The organism is Caulobacter sp., from assembly GCF_039596335.1.
GTDB lineage: Bacteria > Pseudomonadota > Alphaproteobacteria > Caulobacterales > Caulobacteraceae > Caulobacter.
The window spans coordinates 319,659-337,761 of the sequence record NZ_JBCNJZ010000005.1 but is presented as its reverse complement, the minus strand read 5'-3'; the positions used below and the strand labels follow the sequence as shown (position 1 = coordinate 337,761).

20 protein-coding genes, 1 tRNA gene and 1 pseudogene are annotated in these 18,103 nt (G+C 67.7%); 12 read left to right on the top strand and 10 right to left on the bottom strand.

Translation table 11 applies throughout. The annotated features are described in order from the left end of the window. The first annotated feature begins 4 nt into the window (after window positions 1-4). Window positions 5-601 carry an NYN domain-containing protein gene (locus ABDW31_RS12905; RefSeq protein WP_184718951.1) on the top strand — a complete coding sequence of 199 codons (597 nt, stop codon included), beginning with the start codon at window positions 5-7 and terminating at the stop codon, window positions 599-601. A gap of 1 nt (window position 602) precedes the next feature. Continuing rightward, window positions 603-1,280, top strand: a complete 678-nt coding sequence (locus tag ABDW31_RS12900) for a uracil-DNA glycosylase (protein WP_184718949.1) — start codon at window positions 603-605, stop codon at window positions 1,278-1,280. 84 nt (window positions 1,281-1,364) lie between these two features. Here ABDW31_RS12900 and ABDW31_RS12895 read toward each other — a convergent pair whose 3' ends face one another. Beyond that, window positions 1,365-2,027: an RpiB/LacA/LacB family sugar-phosphate isomerase gene (locus ABDW31_RS12895; RefSeq protein ID WP_184718947.1), complete on the bottom strand. Its 663-nt coding sequence runs from the start codon at window positions 2,025-2,027 to the stop codon at window positions 1,365-1,367. Between the two features lie 131 nt (window positions 2,028-2,158). Further along, window positions 2,159-3,649, bottom strand: coding sequence for a glycerol kinase GlpK (glpK, locus tag ABDW31_RS12890; RefSeq protein ID WP_184718945.1), 1,491 nt, complete (start codon window positions 3,647-3,649; stop codon window positions 2,159-2,161). A 154-nt stretch (window positions 3,650-3,803) separates the two neighbouring features. On the opposite strand from glpK, the gene ABDW31_RS12885 reads away from it, so the two are divergent. The 3 genes from ABDW31_RS12885 (at window position 3,804) to ABDW31_RS12875 (ending at window position 6,299) form a co-directional block, all read left to right on the top strand. Beyond that, window positions 3,804-4,889, top strand: a complete 1,086-nt coding sequence (locus tag ABDW31_RS12885) for a DUF2336 domain-containing protein (protein ID WP_184723847.1) — start codon at window positions 3,804-3,806, stop codon at window positions 4,887-4,889. A 55-nt stretch (window positions 4,890-4,944) separates the two neighbouring features. After that, window positions 4,945-5,727, top strand: a complete 783-nt coding sequence (locus ABDW31_RS12880; RefSeq protein ID WP_184718943.1) for an NAD kinase — start codon at window positions 4,945-4,947, stop codon at window positions 5,725-5,727. Window positions 5,728-5,816: 89 nt separating this feature from the next. After that, on the top strand, window positions 5,817-6,299 hold the full coding sequence (locus ABDW31_RS12875) for an Hpt domain-containing protein (protein WP_184718941.1): 483 nt from the start codon (window positions 5,817-5,819) through the stop codon (window positions 6,297-6,299). Here the strand turns inward: ABDW31_RS12875 and ABDW31_RS12870 are convergent. Genes ABDW31_RS12870 through folD form a run of 3 tightly spaced genes read right to left on the bottom strand, consistent with a single transcriptional unit; the run spans window position 6,296 to window position 8,970 of the window. After that, on the bottom strand, window positions 6,296-7,702 hold the full coding sequence (locus ABDW31_RS12870) for a D-arabinono-1,4-lactone oxidase (protein ID WP_184718939.1): 1,407 nt from the start codon (window positions 7,700-7,702) through the stop codon (window positions 6,296-6,298). The two genes, ABDW31_RS12875 and ABDW31_RS12870, sit on opposite strands and share 4 nt — an antisense overlap. Window positions 7,703-7,717: 15 nt before the next feature. Continuing rightward, complete coding sequence (locus ABDW31_RS12865; protein WP_184718937.1) at window positions 7,718-8,077, bottom strand: cytochrome c5 family protein; 360 nt, start codon at window positions 8,075-8,077, stop codon at window positions 7,718-7,720. Then, window positions 8,077-8,970 carry a bifunctional methylenetetrahydrofolate dehydrogenase/methenyltetrahydrofolate cyclohydrolase FolD gene (folD, locus tag ABDW31_RS12860; RefSeq protein ID WP_184718935.1) on the bottom strand — a complete coding sequence of 298 codons (894 nt, stop codon included), beginning with the start codon at window positions 8,968-8,970 and terminating at the stop codon, window positions 8,077-8,079. Before folD ends, ABDW31_RS12865 begins: the two co-directional genes overlap by 1 nt. Window positions 8,971-9,056: 86 nt before the next feature. Here folD and ABDW31_RS12855 point away from each other — a divergent pair. From ABDW31_RS12855 to arfB, 4 genes and pseudogenes are all read left to right on the top strand, one after another. Continuing rightward, a pseudogene (locus tag ABDW31_RS12855) lies at window positions 9,057-9,418 on the top strand (hypothetical protein). A gap of 331 nt (window positions 9,419-9,749) precedes the next feature. Then, window positions 9,750-9,824: transfer RNA gene (locus ABDW31_RS12850), tRNA-Thr, on the top strand. A 24-nt stretch (window positions 9,825-9,848) separates the two neighbouring features. Continuing rightward, window positions 9,849-10,328 carry a YaiI/YqxD family protein gene (locus tag ABDW31_RS12845; protein WP_184718933.1) on the top strand — a complete coding sequence of 160 codons (480 nt, stop codon included), beginning with the start codon at window positions 9,849-9,851 and terminating at the stop codon, window positions 10,326-10,328. Next, window positions 10,325-10,747: an alternative ribosome rescue aminoacyl-tRNA hydrolase ArfB gene (gene arfB, locus ABDW31_RS12840; RefSeq protein WP_184718931.1), complete on the top strand. Its 423-nt coding sequence runs from the start codon at window positions 10,325-10,327 to the stop codon at window positions 10,745-10,747. Before ABDW31_RS12845 ends, arfB begins: the two co-directional genes overlap by 4 nt. Before the next feature lie 6 nt (window positions 10,748-10,753). On the opposite strand, the gene ABDW31_RS12835 is transcribed toward arfB, so the two are convergent. The 3 genes from ABDW31_RS12835 to ABDW31_RS12825 form a co-directional block, all read right to left on the bottom strand. Then, window positions 10,754-11,281 (bottom strand): MarR family transcriptional regulator, encoded by a 528-nt coding sequence (locus ABDW31_RS12835; protein WP_184718929.1) that lies wholly within the window; start codon window positions 11,279-11,281, stop codon window positions 10,754-10,756. A gap of 200 nt (window positions 11,282-11,481) precedes the next feature. Next, window positions 11,482-11,706, bottom strand: coding sequence for a hypothetical protein (locus ABDW31_RS12830; RefSeq protein ID WP_184718927.1), 225 nt, complete (start codon window positions 11,704-11,706; stop codon window positions 11,482-11,484). Window positions 11,707-11,766: 60 nt separating this feature from the next. Next, entirely contained in the window at window positions 11,767-12,267 is a 501-nt protein-coding gene (locus ABDW31_RS12825) for a GcrA family cell cycle regulator (protein WP_184718925.1), read from the bottom strand. Between the two features lie 279 nt (window positions 12,268-12,546). Here ABDW31_RS12825 and ABDW31_RS12820 point away from each other — a divergent pair, with 279 nt between their 5' ends. The 3 genes from ABDW31_RS12820 to ABDW31_RS12810 are packed head-to-tail and all read left to right on the top strand — an operon-like array spanning window position 12,547 to window position 13,819. Continuing rightward, window positions 12,547-13,065, top strand: a complete 519-nt coding sequence (locus ABDW31_RS12820; RefSeq protein WP_184718923.1) for a cytochrome c family protein — start codon at window positions 12,547-12,549, stop codon at window positions 13,063-13,065. Further along, complete coding sequence (locus tag ABDW31_RS12815) at window positions 13,062-13,451, top strand: hypothetical protein (protein WP_184718921.1); 390 nt, start codon at window positions 13,062-13,064, stop codon at window positions 13,449-13,451. The genes ABDW31_RS12820 and ABDW31_RS12815 overlap by 4 nt, the downstream gene beginning before the upstream one ends. Further along, a complete protein-coding gene (locus ABDW31_RS12810) occupies window positions 13,448-13,819 on the top strand; it encodes a nuclear transport factor 2 family protein (RefSeq protein WP_184718919.1) in 372 nt (123 codons plus the stop codon). The genes ABDW31_RS12815 and ABDW31_RS12810 overlap by 4 nt, the downstream gene beginning before the upstream one ends. On the opposite strand, the gene ABDW31_RS12805 is transcribed toward ABDW31_RS12810, so the two are convergent. Together ABDW31_RS12805 and ABDW31_RS12800 are read right to left on the bottom strand one after the other, a co-directional pair. After that, a complete protein-coding gene (locus ABDW31_RS12805) occupies window positions 13,816-16,962 on the bottom strand; it encodes an efflux RND transporter permease subunit (protein WP_184718917.1) in 3,147 nt (1,048 codons plus the stop codon). The genes ABDW31_RS12810 and ABDW31_RS12805 overlap by 4 nt on opposite strands. Next, the gene (locus ABDW31_RS12800; protein WP_184718915.1) at window positions 16,962-18,071 is read right to left on the bottom strand and encodes an efflux RND transporter periplasmic adaptor subunit; all 1,110 of its coding nucleotides are present in this window, start codon (window positions 18,069-18,071) and stop codon (window positions 16,962-16,964) included. Before ABDW31_RS12800 ends, ABDW31_RS12805 begins: the two co-directional genes overlap by 1 nt. Between the last annotated feature and the right edge of the window lie 32 nt (window positions 18,072-18,103).

Below are 18,103 nucleotides of genomic sequence, written 5' to 3'. Positions count from 1 at the left end.
TCCCGTGACCTTCTATCCGACCGACCGTCTGGCCCTGTTCATAGACGGGGCCAATCTCTATTCCGCCGCCAAGGCGCTGGGCTTCGATATCGACTATCGCAAGCTGCTCGACGAGTTCAAAAAGCGCGGCGTCCTGATCCGCGCCTACTACTATACCGCGATCGCCGAGAACGACGACTATTCTCCGATCCGGCCGCTGGTCGACTGGCTGGACTATAACGGCTTCACCCTGGTGACGAAGCCGGCGCGCGAGTTCACCGACAGCCAAGGCCGCAAGCGCTGGCGCGGCGACATGGACATCGAGATCGCCGTCGACATGCTGCAGCTGGCCGAGACCGCCGACCACCTGGTGCTGTTCTCGGGCGACGGCGACTTCCGCGCCCTGGTCGAGGCCGTGCAGCGCAAGGGCCGTCGGGTCACCGTCGTCTCCACGATGAAGAGCCAGCCGCCGATGACCAGCGACGACCTGCGCCGCCAGGCCGACGACTTCGTCGATCTCGCCGACCTGGGCGGCATCATCGGCCGTCCGCAACGGGTGCAGCCGCGCCAGATGGTCGACAACCGCACGCCGGCTGAGCGCGACGCCGAGGACGAGTACTAGGATGCTGCAGCACTCCAACATCGCCGGCGAGACCGTTCCCAACCCGGCAGAGCCGCCGCGCGACTGCCCGCTGTGTCCGCGCCTGGTGGCCTATCGCCAGGAGAACCGCGACCTCTATCCCGATTGGTGGAACGGCCCCGCCCCGTCGTTCGGCGATCAGGACGCCCGCCTGCTGGTTGCGGGCCTGGCGCCGGGTCGCAAGGGCGCCAACCGCACCGGTCGGCCGTTCACCGGCGACTATGCCGGCACGCTACTCTACGAGACGCTGATCAAGTTCGGCTTCGCCACCGGCAAGTTCGAGGCTCGGACGGATGACAGCCTGAAGCTGGTCGGCGCAGCCGTGACCAACGCCGTCCGCTGCGCTCCGCCCGGCAACAAGCCCGAGACCTCGGAAGAGAACAACTGCCGGCCGTTCCTGAAGGCACGGCTGGACATGTTCCCGAACCTGAAGGTGATCGTCACCCTGGGCGACGTGGCGCGCCGCAATGTTCTGAAGACGCTGGGCCTGAAGGCCTCGGCCGGCATTCCCGGCCACGGCTCGGAGTTCCAGGCCGGCCCCTATCGCATCTTCAACAGCTATCACTGCTCGCGGCTCAACACGAACACGGGCCGCCTGACGACGCCGATGTTCGAGGAGCTGTTCGCCCGGGTGAAGGCCTATCTCGACGAAAACCCATAATAGAAAAGCCCTCCGGCCCGTAGCGACCGGAGGGCTTTCTTTCAGGCTGAACCGCGCCCCTGACGAGGCGCGGCGTGGCTAGCCTCAGGCGTTTTCGAGAACGCGCGAGTCGGCCAGCAGACCCTTGATGTAGTCGCGGATGCCTTCGTCCTGGGCGTTGGCGAAGAAGTACTCCTGGAACTTCTCACCAGCGATGGCGGCCTTCAGCAGGTCCTGGTCGACGTTCTTCAGGACGGTCAGCATGTCGTTGCAGGTGACTTCCTTCAGGCCCTTCAGGATGCCGCGGTTCTTCGCCATGATCTCGGCGCGTTCCTTCGGATAGCCCAGGCCGCGCTCGCCTTCGAACAGCTTGCGGTAGACGTCTTGCAGGTTCAGCTCGGCCGCCCAGCCGAAGCCCTTGGCGTACGGCATCGAGATGGCGTTGCCATCGTTGATCTGGCCGAACAGGAAGGCGTCGGTCGGGTCGATGACCAGGCCGCAGAACACGCCCGGCATCGAGTTGCAGGCCAGCATGGCGCCCATGCCGGTGCCGCAGCCGGTGACGACAAAGTCGGCGGCCTTCGAGTTCAGCAGGATGCCGGCCAGCAGGCCGTTCATCACGTAGGTCAGCGAGGCCTTATCTTCGGCGGTGTACATGCCGTAGTTGAACACCTGATGGCCCATGGGCTCGGCGACGGCGGTCAGCGCGGCGTGAATCGTCTGATTCTTGGCGGCTTGGCTGTTTTCGGTGATCAGGGCGATCTTCATGGGTATTCCTCATTACGCTCGGGGCGGCGGATGCCGGTTAGGCGCGCCGCTGGGTGATGTCTAGAGCGATCTGCTCGCGTCCTCTTTTCCCTTAGGTCGCTTACACAGATTTTGCGACATTATTGGCGCCTTCACGACCGTACGCGGGGCACGGCGTCCAGCCAGCGCGCATAGGCCGCCTCGCGGTCGTGCTCCTTGATCGAAGGCGACAGCGTCTCGGCGGCCGGACTGACCTGGGCGGCTTCCTCGACCGAGGCGTAGAGCCCGGCACCGACACCGGCGAACAGGGCTGCGCCCAGGGCGGTCATCTCCTGATAGCTCGCCCGGCGCACGTCGATGCCGGTCAGGTCGGCCAGGCGCTGCGAGAACCAGGCGCTCTTGGACATGCCGCCGTCGATGCGCAGTTGCGCCGCTTCCCCGAAGGCCGTCGGCGCATCAGCCCGCATGGCTTCGATCAGGTCGCGGCTCTGCAGGGCGCAGGCGTCGAAGGTCGCCGCCGCAATCTCGGGCAGGCCGGCGTCACGGGTCAGGCCGAACACGCCCCCTCGCGCCCCGGCGTCCCACCACGGCGCGCCCAGGCCGGTGAAGGCCGGCACGACGACGACGCCATGATCGGCCTTGGCCGCGCGAGCCAGCGCTTCGGCGGCGCGGGGCCCGCCGGTGATCCCCAGCCCTTCGCCCAGCCACTGGATCGCCGCTCCGGCCACAAAGATCGAGCCTTCCAGAGCGTAGGTCGTGCGGCCATTCACCCGCGCCGCCATCGTAGTCAGCAGCCGCGAGCGCGACACCGCGCGGTCCTCGCCGGTGTTGATCAGCATGAAGCAGCCGGTGCCGTAGGTGGCCTTCATCTGACCGGGCGCCACGCAGCCCTGCCCCATCAGCGCCGCCTGCTGGTCGCCGGCCACGCCGCGGATCGGCACCTCACGGCCCAGGATCGGCGCCTGGGTCGCGCCGAAGTCGCCGACGCAGTCCAGCACCTTGGGCAACAGGGCGGCCGGGACGTTCAGTAGCTCCAGCATCGGCAACGACCAGTCCTGCTGGGCGATGTCGAACAGCAAGGTGCGCGAGGCGTTGGTGGCGTCGGTGACGTGCATCGCCCCGCCGGTCAGCCGCCAGATCACCCAGCAGTCCATGGTCCCGGCCAGCAGCTCCCCCGCCTCGGCCCGAGCCCGCGCGCCGGGAACCTTGTCGAGAATCCAGGCGATCTTGGTCCCCGAGAAGTACGGGTCCAACAGCAGGCCAGTGACCTCGGTGACGCGCGGCTCGTGGCCCTCGGCTTTCAACTTGGCGCAGACCTCGGCCGTCCGACGGTCCTGCCAGACGATGGCCGGATGGATCGGGCGGCCGGTCTTGCGATCCCAGACGACGACCGTCTCGCGCTGGTTGGTGATGCCGATCGCCGCCACGTCGTCGGCCCGCCCCGACGTCTCGACCACCTCGCGCAGCACCGCCACGCAGGCCGCGTAGATCTCCTCGGCGTCATGCTCGACCCAGCCGTCGTGCGGATAGCTCTGGCGCAGCGGCCGCGTGGCCTCCGACAGCGGCTTGCCGACCCGGTCGAACAGGATGGCCCGAGTGCTGGTCGTGCCCTGGTCCAAAGCCAAGATCAGGTCTTGCGCCATCTACGCGTCCTCCACTGCTGCTTGCGACATTTCGACGCCGTCTTCCTTGACTGGTTTAAGCATGTTTTCATTTGAGGACGGCAAGGTCATCCTCATTCGGGACTTCCGGATTCGTGGAGGCGGGATCATTCCAGCCGTCGAAATCGCTTCGCTTCTGAAGCTGGCCCGCAGTCGCGAGGCCGGTGACCGCGAGCGTTTGCTTACGGGGATCATCGACCTGTGCGAGGCCGGCCAGGCCCGTGGCGAGCCGACCCATCCCGATGTCCAGGCCCTGCTGAACTCCATTTTCATGACCCTGGTGGTCGAGGCTGAGCGCGAGATCCGTCATCGCCTGGCTGAACGCCTGGCCGACGCCGAATGGGCGCCGTCGGCGCTGATCAATATTATGGCCCTCGACGAGATCGAGATCGCCCGGCCGATCATCGCCCGCAGCGCGGTGCTGCATGATCACGACCTGATCCGCCTGCTGGTCCAGGCCACGCTGGAACACCAGATCGAGATCGCCCGCCGCCCGCATCTTCGCTCGTCCGTCGTCGAGGCGATCATCGACCGCGACGAGCCCGCCGTGCTGACCGCCCTGGCCGGCAACGAGACCGCCGACATCTCGTCGGACGCCATGGGCAAGCTGGTCGATCGCTCCCGCGAGGTCGTGGCCCTGCGCTCGCCACTGGCCCGCCATCCGCGCCTGTCCGAACAATTGGCCGAGCAACTGTATTTGCTGGTCGGCCGCGCCCTGCAGGACGCGCTGGAAAGCCGCTTCCACCTGGATCCGGGCCGGATGCAGGCCGCCGTCGCTGACGCCGCCAGGGCCGCCCATCACGGCGCAGCCCCAGACCAGCCCGCGCCGATCGGCCTGGACGAGGATCGCGAGGAGATGGAGCGCTCACTGATCGAGAAGCTCGACTCCGCCGGTCAGCTGCGCCCCGGCTATCTGCTGCGGGTCCTGCGCGAAGGCCGGCTGCAGCTGTTCGTCATGGCCTTGGCGCGCCTGGGCAAGTTTGAATCCGCCCAGATCCGCCGCGCCATCGACAGCGCTCGCCCCGAACTGCTGGCCCTGGCATGCTCGTCCATCGGCATCGACCGCAGCGTCTTCCCGACCATCCTGGAGCACGTCCGCCAGCTGAACGGCGGCCGTCCGGGCGGCGGTGAGGAAGGCGTGCGTCGCGCCGCCAGCGCCTTCGGCCCCTTCACGCCGGACATCGCCGGCATGGCCTTCCGCCAGGCCGTCGGCCAAGCCTGAACAACGTCCCGACACGGCGTTTGACAAGCTGGCGGCCTTCCCGCCACTTGGCCGCATGTTCCAGCCGCAACCCTTCGTGACTCGCCTGGCGTTCAAGGCCAGCGACCGGCCCGAAGCCATCGAAGCCCGCGAGCGGCTCGTCGAACGCTACGGCGACGTCGGCGACCAGAACGCCCAGGTGATTGTCGCCCTGGGCGGCGACGGTTTCATGCTGGAGACCCTGCACGAGTCGATCGCGACCCAGACGCCGATCTACGGCATGAACCGCGGCTCGGTCGGCTTCCTGATGAACGAGTATTCCGAGGACGACCTGCTGGAGCGGATCAACGTCGCCGAGCGCGCCGTCATCCACCCGCTGGCCATGGTCGCCATCGACAGCCGTCGCACCCAGCACCGCGCCTTGGCGATCAACGAGGTCTCGCTGCTGCGCCAGACCCGCCAGACCGCCAAGCTGCGCATCTCGATCGACGGCAAGGTGCGGATGGGCGAACTGGTCTGCGACGGCGCCCTGCTGGCCACGCCCGCCGGGTCGACCGCCTACAACCTGTCGGCCCACGGGCCGATCATTCCGATCGACGGCCAGGTGCTGGCCCTGACGCCCATCTCCGCGTTCCGCCCCCGCCGCTGGCGCGGGGCCCTGCTGCCGCAGTCTTCCCGCGTCACCTTCGAGGTTCTGGAGGCCGACAAGCGGCCGGTCAGCGCCGTGGCCGACAACTTCGAAGTCCGCGACGTGGCGGAGGTCCACATCTCCGAGGACCGCGGCACCTCGCTGTCGATGCTGTTCGACGCCGGCCGCAGCCTGGAGGAAAGAGTTCTGGCAGAGCAGTTCTCGGCCTGAGGCGTTCAGCCGCAGTGAAACGTGCGTCTCATCCAATCTTAACGCCTGCTATGTTAGCGATATCCAACTAACGCTGGTGGGGAACGCCCGTGACGAACAAGACCAACGCCGAGGTCATCCAGGTTCCGAACATGCTGAAGCTGAAAGTCGGGGGCCGGGGCGGCATCGACATGGCCGCCATCGCCAAGGCCGAAGCCGCGCTGAAGAGCCTGTCGGGCAACTTTGCCGAGTGGCTGAACGACGAGATCGTCAAGCTGGAGGCCGCCCGTCAGGGTGTGCGCTCCGAGGGCCTGACCGCCGAGACCGTCGAGACCCTGTATCTGCGCGCCCACGATCTGAAGGGCCTGGGCGCCACCTACGAGTTCCCGCTGATCACCCGCCTGGCCGCCTCGCTGTGCAAGCTGATCGACGATCCGGAGACCCGCCTGTCGGCGCCGATGTTCCTGGTCGACGCTCACATCGACGCGATCAAGGCCTGCGTCCGTGACGACATCAAGGTCGATACCCATCCTGTCGGCAAGGCCCTGGTCACCGAACTTGAGGCCCGCGTCGCCGACTATCTCGGCGCTTAAGCCAAGCCGAACAGCCCCTTCAGATAGGGGTTGAGCATCCGGCCGTCGGGATCCAGCTCCCGGCGGACCGCCAGGAAATTCTTCCAGTTCGGATAGATCGCCTCCAGCTGCCCGGCCCGCAGGGTGTGCAGCTTGCCCCAGTGCGGCCGGCCGTCGTAGCGGCGGAAGATCGGCTCGATCAGCGTGTAGAGGAAACTGAAGTCGTCGCGATAATAGGCGTGCACCGCCACCGAGCCGCGCGGCCCACCCTGGAACGGCGACAGCCAGGCGTCATCGCCGGCGATCCGTCGCACCTCGATCGGGAAGAAGACGTCCGGCCGCTCGCGCTCGATCACCCGCTGCACCTCGGCCAGCGCCTTCAGCTGGTTCTCGATCGGCAGGTGGAATTCCATCTCGTTGAAGCGCACCGGCCGCTCGGTCGATAGCAGCTTCCAGCCCTCGTCGACGCAGGTCTCGGGCTTGGCCGTCGACAGCAGAGCCCTGGCGGCAGCCCTGCGCAGCGGCGGCGCAAAGCTCAGAAGATTGCGTAGGCCTTTGAGCGCCTGCAGGAACTCGACATCCTGGTCGGGACCGCGCGCCTCGGCCGGATCGTCGGTCTCGTCGTGGCTGATGCCGACCGCCAGGCCGGTGAACGGCACGGCGTAGAACTCGAAATTGCGATGCTGGGCCCAGCGCGCCTCGGCCTTGGCCATGGCTTCGTCGAACGGCTCCAGCCAGACATTGCGGCGCAGGCGGCGGTTGGCGATGGTGCGCATCCGCACCTGGGTGATCACGCCCAGCGCGCCCAGCGACACCTTGGCGGCCTGGAAGATCTCGGGATGGGTCTTGGCGTCGGCGTCGATCACCCGGCCCGACGGCGTGACCAGTCGCAAGCCTGTGACGTCGGCGTGCATGGCCGGAATCTTGGCGCCGGTGCCGTGGGTCGCCGTGCCCAGCGCCCCGCCCAGCGACTGCTTGTTGATGTCCGGCAGGTTCGGCAGCGCCCGCCCCTTCGCCGCCAAGGCCGGACCCAGGGCGCCCAGCCGCGTGCCGGTGCGGATGATGGCCTCGCCCCCCTCCCAGCCGACGATGCCCGACATCGCGTCCAGCGAGACCAATGCGCCATTAGTCGGGGCCAGGCCGGTGAAGGAGTGGCCCGCGCCGACGGGACGGATCGGGGCCTGGGCGACCGTCAGCATGGTCGCCAGCTCGGCCTCGTCCTTGGGCGCCAGGCGGGCGGCGGGATAGGCGTGCTGCACGCCCGACCAGTTGCGCCAGAGCATCTTGCCATCGGCGTTGACCGAGGCCGGCGACGGCGGCTCGGGCTTGTCTCCGGTGGCGACGACATAGGCCGCGCCCGCGCCGCCAGCGACGACCACGGCGCTGGTCCCACCGGCGATCAAGGCTCCGCGTCGTGAGATCATGCCGCTCCCCAAGGTCTAGGTCGCGGAATCTTCTCGCCCCGCCATGAAGCGTATCAGGGCCTTGAAATCGTCCGGCGTGCAAGTCGCGCACTGGCCAGTGGCCGGCATGGCGTTGAAGCCCTGGATGGTGTGGTCCAGCAACACGGCCTCGCCCTGCTTCCAGCGCGGATCCCAGGCGGCGCGATCATGGACCATCGGCGCGGCCGTTTCGGGGATGGCGTGGCAGGCGTGGCACGAGGTCTCGTACAGCGCCGCCAGCCGCGCGTCGGCCGGGCGCAGGGCCAATGCTTGTTCAGGCGTTGGCGGCGCAGACGGCTTGGCCCCGCAAGCTGAAACGGACAGGGCGAACGCTGCGAAGACGAACGCCCCTCGCATCAGGCGACGCCCGAAATGCGCTTGGCGGCCGTCAGCGTATTGGCCAGCAAGCAGGCGATGGTCATCGGTCCGACTCCCCCCGGAACCGGCGTGATCGCGCCGGCGACCTCGCGAACTTCGTCGAAGGCGACGTCGCCGACAAGCCGGGTCTTGCCCGCCGCGGCGGCTTCCGGGTCGCGGGCCGGGAAGCGGCTGATGCCGACGTCGATGACCACGGCGCCCGGCTTGACCCAGTCGGCCTTGACCATCTCGGCGCGACCGACGGCGGCCACGACGATGTCGGCCTGACGCACGATCGACGGCAGATCCTGGCTGCGCGAGTGGGCGATGGTCACAGTGCAGTCGGCGGCCAGAAGCATCTGGGCCATCGGCTTACCCATCAGGTTCGAGCGGCCGATGACGACGGCGGTCTTGCCCGAAAGATCGTCGATCACGTCCTTGATCAGCATCATGCAGCCCGTCGGGGTGCAGGGCGCCAGGGCCGGCAGGCCACTGGCCAGACGCCCGGCGTTGGTCACGGTCAGGCCGTCGACGTCCTTGTCCGGCGACAGGGCCGCCACGACGTCCATCTGGTTGATGTGGGCCGGCACCGGGAACTGCACCAGCACGCCGTGGATCTTGGGGTCGGCGTTCAGCTTGGCGACCACGGCCAGCAGGTCGTCCTGGCTGGTGTCGGCCGGCAGGCGATGGGTTTCGGAATACATGCCGGCGGCTTCGGTCTGCTCGCCCTTGTTGCGGACATAGACCTGGCTGGCCGGATCCTCGCCGACCAGCACCACGGCCAGACCCGGCGTGATCCCGTGTTCAGCCTTCAGGGCGGCGACCTCGCCGGCGATCTTGGCCCGCAGATCGGCCGCGAAGGCCTTGCCGTCGATGAGTTTGCCCTGGGCCATGTCGGTTCTCCTGCTGGGTGCGTCCCTAGCGGCTGGCGGAGTGACGCGCAACGGGCCGCCCCTCGCGCCGCTCAGGCTGCGAGTGGATGGAAAGGGCTGCGGAGCGCCGGACAGCGTCCGGCGGTGTGTGGAATTGATACCGTTTCGACGAAGCCAGACGCTCCGCGCAGCCGTTATCCGCCAGCGTCCCGTCGGGTGGCCCTGTTCAGGCCTTACCGGGACCCAGGCCCTTCCGTTTCCGGAAGCCCCCGAAGGTCGGAGAGGACGAGCCAATACAGGCTAAGACACATCCCTTGGCCTCCAACCACGCCGACGGCGGGCGGGTCTGGCAGCGACCAGATCCCCGGACCGTTCGAGTATCCCCCTCGAACCTGTCCCCGCTCGACCACGCCCCGCCGCCGCAACTGGTCGCTGGCCATGCGCCCTTTCCCTGCGACGAGGTGGATAGAGATTACGGCAGGTTTTGCAGGGGAGGACGGAAGCGTGGGAACGCTCGTGCTCCACCCGACCCCTTCTCTCATAGAGAGAGGGAGGGGCCCATGCGCAGCATGGGAGGGTGAGAGGTTACACTGCTCACCGGTAAATCCTGAAAACTCAGTGAGATGAGCGAAACCACCCACCGGCTTCGCCTAACCTCTCACCCTCCCACGCCTGACGGCGCGGGCCCCTCCCTCTCTCAAAGAGAGAGAGGTTCAACGCCCGTGCTCCCGCGGGGATAACCACCTTGCCGTCCGCGCGCTCAACCGGCATAAGCCCTGGCTTCGGGCTTTCGAGCCCACGCCGGCTTAGCACAGCGGTAGTGCAGCGGTTTTGTAAACCGAAGGTCGCGGGTTCGATCCCTGCAGCCGGCACCATTTTCCATGCCCAGGTACCGCGCGATGACCGCCATCCTCTTCATCGACGCCGACGCCTGTCCCGTGAAGGACGAGGCCTACAAGGTCGCCGCCCGTCACGGCTTCAAGACCTTCGTGGTGTCTAACAGCTGGATCCGCGTTCCCCAGACGCCGGTGATCGAGCAGATCGTGGTCGAGGCCGGTCCCGACATCGCCGACGACTGGATCGCCGAACGCTGCGGTCCCGGCGACGTGGTGGTGACCAACGACATCCCCCTGGCCGACCGCGTGCTGAAGGCGGGCGGCGCGGCCCTGGCCCCCAACGGGCGGGTGTTCAGTCCCGACATGATCGGCTCGGCCCTGGCCTCGCGCTCGATCGGCGAGCATCTGCGCTCGATGGGCGAGGTTACGAAAGGCCCGGCCGCCTTCGCCAACGCCGACCGCTCGCGCTTCCTACAGGCGCTGGACCAGCTGGTGGTGAAGGCCAAGCGGGCCCCGTCTGCCCCTAAAGCGCCGCCGAAATGATCGAGATCACGTCCTGGCTTCGGATCGACGAGGACGAGCTGGTCTGGAAGGCCACGCGCGCCTCGGGTCCGGGCGGTCAGCACGTCAACAAGACCAGCACGGCGATCGAGCTGCGCTTTGACGTCAGGAACTCCCCAGCCCTGCCCGAGGACGTCAAGGCGCGTCTCGAAAAGCTGGCCGGCAGTCGCCTGACCCAGGACGGCGTGCTGATCCTGTTCGCCCAGGGCTCGCGTTCCCAGGAGATGAACCGGCAGGACGCTCAGGCGCGGCTGGTCGAGCTGATCCTGCGCGCCACCGAACGGCCCAAGGCCCGCAAGGCGACCAAGCCCACCTATTCCAGCAAGCTCAAGCGGCTGGAGAGCAAGACCAAGCGCGCGGGCGTGAAGTCAGGCCGCGGCCGGGTGAAGTTCGACGACTGAGAACGCTCAGACCACTTCCGGCGGGGCGGGGGCCGAGAAGGCCAGGACATCCTGCTTCCAGTCCGGCTCCACGATCAGGCCTGACAGCATCTTCTGCAGGTAGCCGGTCATCGCCGCCTGCTCTTCGGCGGTCAGGTTCGAGCAGATGTCGCGGTTCAGCGGGCGGATCTCAGCGCGGATCGCTTCCAGCAGAATGCGACCGGTGTCAGTCAGGCAAACGACGACGATACGGCGGTCGCTGGGCGAGGCCTGGCGGGCGACCAGGCCGTCGGTGATCAGGCTGTCGATGGCGCGGGTCAGGGTCGTGCGGTCGGTGGCGGCCAACCTGGCCAGGCGGGTCATCGACAGATCGCCGAAGCGGCGCAGCGAGATCATCGCCACCCATTTGGCGAAGGTCAGGCCATGTCTCGCCAGCAGGTCGGCGGCCATCGCCCGGCGGTGTTGCTCGGTCTGGTAGAGCAGATAACTCAGATAGCTCGGCAACGGCAGCGCATGCTCGTCGACCGTGCCACCGCCCTCAAACCCCTCGCCCATATTGGTTTCCGTCCCCCAGAAGCGGCGCTGTGTGTGTCATAAGGTTAACGCCAACGCAATCTGTGCACTCCCGACGGAAACGAAAAACCCCGCGAAAGGCTTCGCGGGGTCATCCATTTCAATTTAGACGAGAATTTACTGACGCAGCAGGCGAGAACGTCAGCACTTCCGCCAAAATGTCGCCTATCCGACTTTTAGCGTCAGGCGGCGACGGCCGTGGCAGCCTCGCGGTTGCGGTTGCGGCCACGGGTCAGCCAGTCGTCGGGATAGGTCTCACGCACGGTGATCGACTTGAACTGGGTCACCGGAATGCTGGCGTGGTCGCCAGGATTGAGGTCGCGCGACACCGAATGGCCGGCGAACTCCTCAATGATGGTGATCACTTGGCTGCTGCCGGCGGCGTTCTCGATCAGGACCATGTTCATGGCGGGTTCGTCTCGGTGATCTCGAGGAAAAGGGAAAGTCGTGAAGGGGGGCGGGAAGGATCAGCCGATGCTGGGCTGGACCCGCTCCTTCAGGCCGCGCAGGGCCCAGGCTTCGACCGACTTGGCCGAGCCGCCGCTGCGGTGGGCGCCCTGGCTGTGCTGCTCGCAGTAGGAGCCACGCATCGAGACCTTGGGGCGACCGCAGAAGCCGAATTCATCGCTGTCGGGATGGCCGATCGGCCAGCGACAGGAATGGGCGCCCAGACCCAGGATGCCCGAGGTCGGCAGCATGTCCTCCTCAGTGCGCTCGAAGCGCGGGGCGACATGAGGAGCGGCCGTGGTCTCGCGGGTGGGACGACGGGTCGGAATGCGCGACGGAGCGCGGACGGTGGTGATCCGTTGACGGACGGGCGTGTCGCGGACGGTGATGCCCAGGCGGTGGACCTTGCCGATCACCGCGCTGCGGCTGACGCCGCCCAGCTGGCGCGCCACCTGGCTTGCGCTCATGCCCTCAAGCCACAACTTCTTGAGCGTGGCGGTACGTTCTTCGCTCCAGTCCATGGTCGTCTCTCGTGCCCTGCTCGGAGCCAGCCCGCTCCGTGGAGAAATGGGTAGAATTTATGGTTAACGCACGTCAAACGCTTATGTGCAGACCCACGGTTTGCATTTCCACTTTTCGTGAGAAGAATCAGCTAGCTACCAGCAATTGTCGCAGAGCGCCGCCGGAGGCCCGGATTGGGAACATCGTTCCGTGACAAGGCCATGGCCCTGAATTTATAAGGGTTTGGAATGCGTCGCGCCGTCGCAGCCCATGCGGCGAAACGTCAGTCGGGGATCAGCATGCGTAAGATCGAAACGGTCGCTCTGGCGGCCTTGTGCCTGGGCGCGGGCCTGACCCTCGCGGCGTGCTCCAAGGACGGCGGCGGCTCGGGCGAGGCTCCGGCCTCTGCGCCCGCCTCGGCTCCGCCGACCGACGCCGAGAAGGCCGCGGCCCTGGCCGCCCTCCCCGCGCCCTACAACACCGGCGACCTCTCCAACGGCCAGCGCAAGTTCGCGCTCTGCCGCTCGTGCCACACCATCACCGAGGGCGGCCCGGACCTGACCGGCCCGAACCTGTACGGCGTGTTCGGCCGCACGGCCGGGACCAAGGACGGCTACCGCTATTCCGACGCCGTGAAGGCCGCGGGCTTCGCCTGGGACGCCCAGCACCTGGACAAGTGGCTGGCCGACCCGCGCGGCTTCATGCCGGGCACCAAGATGACCTTCGCCGGCCTGCACGACGCCAAGGACCGGGTGGACCTGATCGCCTATCTCAAGGTCGAGACAGGCTACAAGCCTGCGCCAACCTCTGCGCCATGACCGTGCGCCCGGCCCCGCCAGAAATCGAGGCGCTGGTCGGGCGTCTCTACGACGCCGTCGGGCGCCGGGACTTCGAGGCCTTTCGCGGCCTGGTCCCGGGTCGGCTGGAATGGGCGGATCTGACGCGCGGCGGCTGGCTGGATAGCCCCGAAGCCGTCCTCGACTACTGGGCGTATAACGACGCCTCGATCCGCGTGGAGACCACGCCTGTCGAGGTCTGGCTGGACGACGAGGACCATGTCCTGGTCGACTCCAACCAGGTGATCTGGAACCTGACCGGCCGTCTCTGGTCGGATTTCTGCGTGCGGCATTGTTACACGCTCCGCGACGGACTGTTCTGGCGCATGGATGTCGTCTCCAAGGGAGACTCGGAACCAAGCCCATGACGGCGGAGGCGGAACGCAGCGCGCAGCAAGCGGTCCTGGCGAAGGCCTATGAGGCCGTCAACGCCCAGGATCTCGTGGGCGTGCGCGACACCCTGCACCCCGATGCGACCTGGCCCGACACCCTGGAAGGCGGCCGGCTGCACGGCCGGGAAGCCATCCTCGCGCACTTCGAGCAGCTGTTTGCCCTGACCCGGCCCAACATCCAGCTGATCCGCATCGTCGGCGAGACGGACGGGGCGCTGGACGTCGAGGTCCAGCTGCTGGTCCAGGACCACAAGGGCCACATCTGGTCCGACACCCGCGCCCGCCTGACCTATCGCTTCGCGGACAGCCTGCTCAGCGACGTGATCATCCTCAGCGGCGTCTAAGCCACCGGCGGCGCGGCGGCCGCGGCCTTTTCTTCGGCCTCGTAGGCCTCGATCTGGCGCGCGGTCCATTCCGGCGATTTCGTGAAGCGCGCGAGCAGGTCGTAGAAAACCGGCACGATGAACAGCGTCAGCAAGGTGGCGAAGATCGCCCCCGTGAAGATCGTCGCCCCGATCGTCTGGCGGCTGCCCGCCCCGGCTCCGGCCCACAGCATCAGCGGCAGAGCGCCCATGGCCGCGGCGATCGAGGTCATGATGATCGGACGCAGGCGCAGGGCCGCCGCCTCGATCACGGCTTCACGCACCGACAGGCCCTCGTCGCGCAGCTGGTTGGCGAACTCGACGATCAGGATGCCGTTCTTGGTGGCGATGCCGACCAGGATGATCAGGCCGATCTGGCTGTAGGTGTTGATGGTCGAGCCGGTCATCAGCAGGCCGAACAGGCCGCCCAGCGCCGCCAGGGGCACGGTCAGCATGATCACCGCCGGGTGGATCCAGCTTTCGAACTGCGCGGCGAGCACCAGGAAGACCAGCAGCAGGGCCAGGCCGAAGGCGATGGCGATGCCGCCCGAACCTTCCAGATAGTCCTTGGCCTGGCCGCCCCACTTCACCGACACGCCCGGCGCGGCGTGATCCGCGGCCTGCTGCTGGAAGAAGGTCACCGCGTCGCCCACGGTGTAGCCGGGGTTCAGCTGGGTGGTCAGGGTCACCGAGCGCAGGCGGTCGACGCGCGGACGGTCCGGAGTGTCGCCGCGCAGCTGCGTGGTCACCACGGTCGACAGCGGCACCAAGGCGCCCGAAGCGGCGCGGACGTTCAGGCGGTTCAGATCCTCAATGCTGCGACGCTGGTCGAGGTTGGTCTGCAGGATGACGTCGTATTCCTGGCCGTTCTTGATGTAGGTCGTCGCCCGGCGCGAGCCGAACATCGTCTCGAGCGCGCGACCGATCGACTGGGCCGAGACGCCCAGGCTGGCGGCCTTGTCCAGGTCGATCGACACCGACAGGCGCGGCGCGGTCGGCTCGTAGTCCAGGCGCGGACGCGACAGGCCGGGGTTCTCCTGCGAGGCCTGCAGGATCGGCTTCAGCCAGTTCGACAGCTGGACGTAGTCGTTGCCGACGGCGATCAGGTCGACATTGGTGCCGCCGCCCCCGCCGCCGCCACCGCCCCGCTGGAACGGGCCGCGCACGCTGGCCACGGCGCGCACCCCGGTGATCTTGTTGAGGTCCTTGTTGAGCTGGGCGGCCACCTCATCGGCGGTCATGTCCCGCTCGCCCCAGGGCTTCATCACCACCACGCCGTTGCCGGTGTTGAACTGGCTCTGGCCGAAGCGCGGGATCGAGACGATGGTCCGCTCGGCCTGGCCGTTCTCGCGATAGGCCGAAATCTCCTTCTCGACCCGACCGATGATCGAGGCGGTGTAGTCGTAGCCAGCGCCTTCCGGCGCGGTGATCGAGACGTCGACCCGGCCACGGTCTTCCGGCGGCACCAGCTCCTTGGGCAGGGTGGCGAACATCAGGCCGGCGAAGGCCGCCAGGCCGATCACCAACACGCCGGCCAGGGCTGCGGTCCAGCGGCCAACCAGAATGCCCTCCAGCGAGGCGCGATACGAGTTCTTCAGCCCGTCCATGGCCACGTTGACCTTGCGGGCCAGCCAGCCTTCGCCATGCGCCGACTTCAGTAGCTTGGACGCCATCATCGGCGACAGCGACAGGGCCAGCAGGGCCGAGAACGCCACGGCCGAGGCGATGGCCACGGCCAGCTCGACGAACAGGCGGCCGATATAGCCGGGCAGGAACATCAGCGGCGCGAACACCGAGATCAGCACGATGGTGGTGGCCACGACGGCGAAGAACACCTGGCGGGTGCCGCGCTCGGCGGCGACCAGCGGCGGCTCGCCCTCGTCGACGCGACGCTGGATGTTCTCGACCACCACGATGGCGTCATCGACAACCAGGCCAACGGCCAGCACCAGGGCCAGCAGGGTCAGCAGGTTCAGCGAGAAGCCCAGCGGGGCCAGGATGATGAAGGTCGACAGGATGCAGATCGGCGCGACGATCGACGGGATCAGCGCCGAGCGCCAGCTGCCCAGGAACAGCAGGTTGACCAGCACCACCAGGCCGATCGACAGCCCCATGGTGATCCAGACCTCATGGATGGCCTCGGCGGTGAACACTGAGTTGTCCACGGCCACGACCAGCTTGGTGCCGGGCGGCAGGGTCTGGTTGATCGACTCCACTTCCTTGCGGACGGTCTCGGAGATGGCGACGTCATTGGCCTGCGACTGGCGGGTCAGGCCGATGCCGACCTGGTCGACGCCGTTGCCGCGGAACTGGCGGCGGCGCTCGTCCGGGCCTTCCTCGACCCGGGCCACATCGCCCAGGCGCAGCACGAAGCCGCTGGCGTCGGCGGCGCGGATCGGCAGGCGGGCGAACTCCTCGGGCTTGGCATAGGCGCGCACGACCCGGATGGTGAAGTCCTTGGTGGCGCTTTCCAGCGAGCCGGCCGGCAGTTCCAGGTTCTGGCTGTTGAGGGCGCTTTCGACGTCGTCGACGGTGACGCCGCGGGCGGCCATCTGGTCGGCGTCCAGCCAGATCCGCATGGCGAAGATCTTGGCCCCGAACAGGTTGGCCTGGGCCACGCCGTCGATGGTCGACATCCGCTCGACCAGGTAGCGGTCGGCGTAGTCGGCCAGCTGCAGCGGATCCAGCGTGGTCGAGGTCAGGTTCAGGATGATGATCGGCGAGCTGTCGGCATTGGCCTTGGCGATCTGCGGCGGATCGGCCTGGTCGGGCAGATTGGCCGTCACCCGGCTGACGGCGTCGCGCACGTCATTGGCGGCCGCGTCCAGGTCGCGGTCGAGATTGAAGGTGATGGTGATCTGCGAGCGACCGTCGCGCGACGAGCTGTTGACCCGGTCGATGCCCTGGATGCCGGCCGCCTGGCGCTCGATCACCTGGGTGATGCGCTCTTCGATGACCTCGGCCGAGGCGCCGCGATAGGTGGTCGAGATCGACACCACGGGCGGATCGACGCTGGGCAGCTCACGGATCGGCAGCGACGTGTAGGCTGCCAGGCCAATGACGCAGAGGATGATCGCCGCGACGGCGGCGAATACGGGACGACGGACAGAAAGGTCGGACAGCATCAGCCGCCCTTGCGGCTTTCACCGCCCTTTTGCTGGCCTTGGCCACCTTGACCACCACGGACGGCCGCGCCGTCCTGGATGCGGTTCAGGCCGTCGGCGACGATCTTCTCGCCGGCCCGCAGACCTGCCCGGATCTCGACGAAGCCGTTCTCGGTGGCCCCGGTGTCGACGTCGGCGCGGCGCGCGACCAGGCCCTTGGGACCTTCGATGATGCGGAAGACCGACGCCTGAGAGCCTTCGAACTGAACGGCCGTCTCCGGCGTGGCGACAGCGGTGCGCACACCCTGGTCGATGGCGACCTTGACCAGCATCCCCGGCTTCAGGCGATCGCCAGCGTTGGGGAACTCGGCCCGGGCCATCACCGCGCGGGTGCTGGGATTGATGCGGGTGTCGACCTGGGCGATGCGGCCCTGGAAGGTCTCGCCCGGCAGGGCGTCGGGACGCGCCGTGATCGGCAGGCCCACGCGCAGGGTGCGCAGGTAGCGGTCCGGCACCGAGAAGTCGACGCGGATCACCGAGATATCGTCCAGGCTGACGATAGCCGCACCCGGGCTGATCATGGTCCCCGGCGCGACGTCGGAAATGCCGACACGGCCGGCGAATGGCGCGCGGATCACGCGGTCCAGCTTCTGGGCCTGGGCCGTGCCGACGGCGGCGCGGGCGGCTTCCAGATTGGCCAGCGATTGCTCGGCCGTGGCGCGCGGGGCGATGCCCTTGTCGGCCAGGGTCTTCCAGCGGGCATAGTCGCGCTCGGCCTGGGCCAGGCGGGCGCGGGCCTCGGAGATGCCGGCGTCTTCCTGCTCGGCGCGCAGTTCGACCAGCACCTGGCCGCGCGACACGCTCTGGCCGTCGACGAAGCGCACGGCGGTGATCTGCTCGGTGGTGTTGGAAGTGATCGTCACCGACTGGCGGCCCTTGGCCACGCCCAGCACCTCGATGCGGTCGGTGAACTGGCGATCGATCGCCACGGCCTGCGAAACACTGGTCGCGCGACCGCCGGGGCCGCCTTCGTCCTTCTTACCGCCAAACGCAAGCTTCAGCCCGCCGACGATCACCATCAAGACGACGGCGGCGACGGCCACCACGAGAAAGAAATGCCTGCGGATCAACGAAACGCTCCGGGCGCCGACTGGATTCGGCG

Excerpts from the sequence above, each read along its gene's own strand:
- ABDW31_RS12900 (WP_184718949.1), top strand. The coding sequence starts at position 603 with ATGCTGCAGCACTCCAACATCGCCGGCGAGACCGTTCCCAACCCGGCA.
- ABDW31_RS12895 (WP_184718947.1), bottom strand. The coding sequence starts at position 2,027 with ATGAAGATCGCCCTGATCACCGAAAACAGCCAAGCCGCCAAGAATCAG.
- glpK (WP_184718945.1), bottom strand. The coding sequence starts at position 3,649 with ATGGCGCAAGACCTGATCTTGGCTTTGGACCAGGGCACGACCAGCACT.
- ABDW31_RS12880 (WP_184718943.1), top strand. The coding sequence starts at position 4,945 with ATGTTCCAGCCGCAACCCTTCGTGACTCGCCTGGCGTTCAAGGCCAGC.
- ABDW31_RS12870 (WP_184718939.1), bottom strand. The coding sequence starts at position 7,702 with ATGATCTCACGACGCGGAGCCTTGATCGCCGGTGGGACCAGCGCCGTG.
- ABDW31_RS12865 (WP_184718937.1), bottom strand. The coding sequence starts at position 8,077 with ATGCGAGGGGCGTTCGTCTTCGCAGCGTTCGCCCTGTCCGTTTCAGCT.
- folD (WP_184718935.1), bottom strand. The coding sequence starts at position 8,970 with ATGGCCCAGGGCAAACTCATCGACGGCAAGGCCTTCGCGGCCGATCTG.
- ABDW31_RS12845 (WP_184718933.1), top strand. The coding sequence starts at position 9,849 with ATGACCGCCATCCTCTTCATCGACGCCGACGCCTGTCCCGTGAAGGAC.
- arfB (WP_184718931.1), top strand. The coding sequence starts at position 10,325 with ATGATCGAGATCACGTCCTGGCTTCGGATCGACGAGGACGAGCTGGTC.
- ABDW31_RS12835 (WP_184718929.1), bottom strand. The coding sequence starts at position 11,281 with ATGGGCGAGGGGTTTGAGGGCGGTGGCACGGTCGACGAGCATGCGCTG.
- ABDW31_RS12830 (WP_184718927.1), bottom strand. The coding sequence starts at position 11,706 with ATGAACATGGTCCTGATCGAGAACGCCGCCGGCAGCAGCCAAGTGATC.
- ABDW31_RS12825 (WP_184718925.1), bottom strand. The coding sequence starts at position 12,267 with ATGGACTGGAGCGAAGAACGTACCGCCACGCTCAAGAAGTTGTGGCTT.
- ABDW31_RS12820 (WP_184718923.1), top strand. The coding sequence starts at position 12,547 with ATGCGTAAGATCGAAACGGTCGCTCTGGCGGCCTTGTGCCTGGGCGCG.
- ABDW31_RS12815 (WP_184718921.1), top strand. The coding sequence starts at position 13,062 with ATGACCGTGCGCCCGGCCCCGCCAGAAATCGAGGCGCTGGTCGGGCGT.
- ABDW31_RS12810 (WP_184718919.1), top strand. The coding sequence starts at position 13,448 with ATGACGGCGGAGGCGGAACGCAGCGCGCAGCAAGCGGTCCTGGCGAAG.
- ABDW31_RS12805 (WP_184718917.1), bottom strand. The coding sequence starts at position 16,962 with ATGCTGTCCGACCTTTCTGTCCGTCGTCCCGTATTCGCCGCCGTCGCG.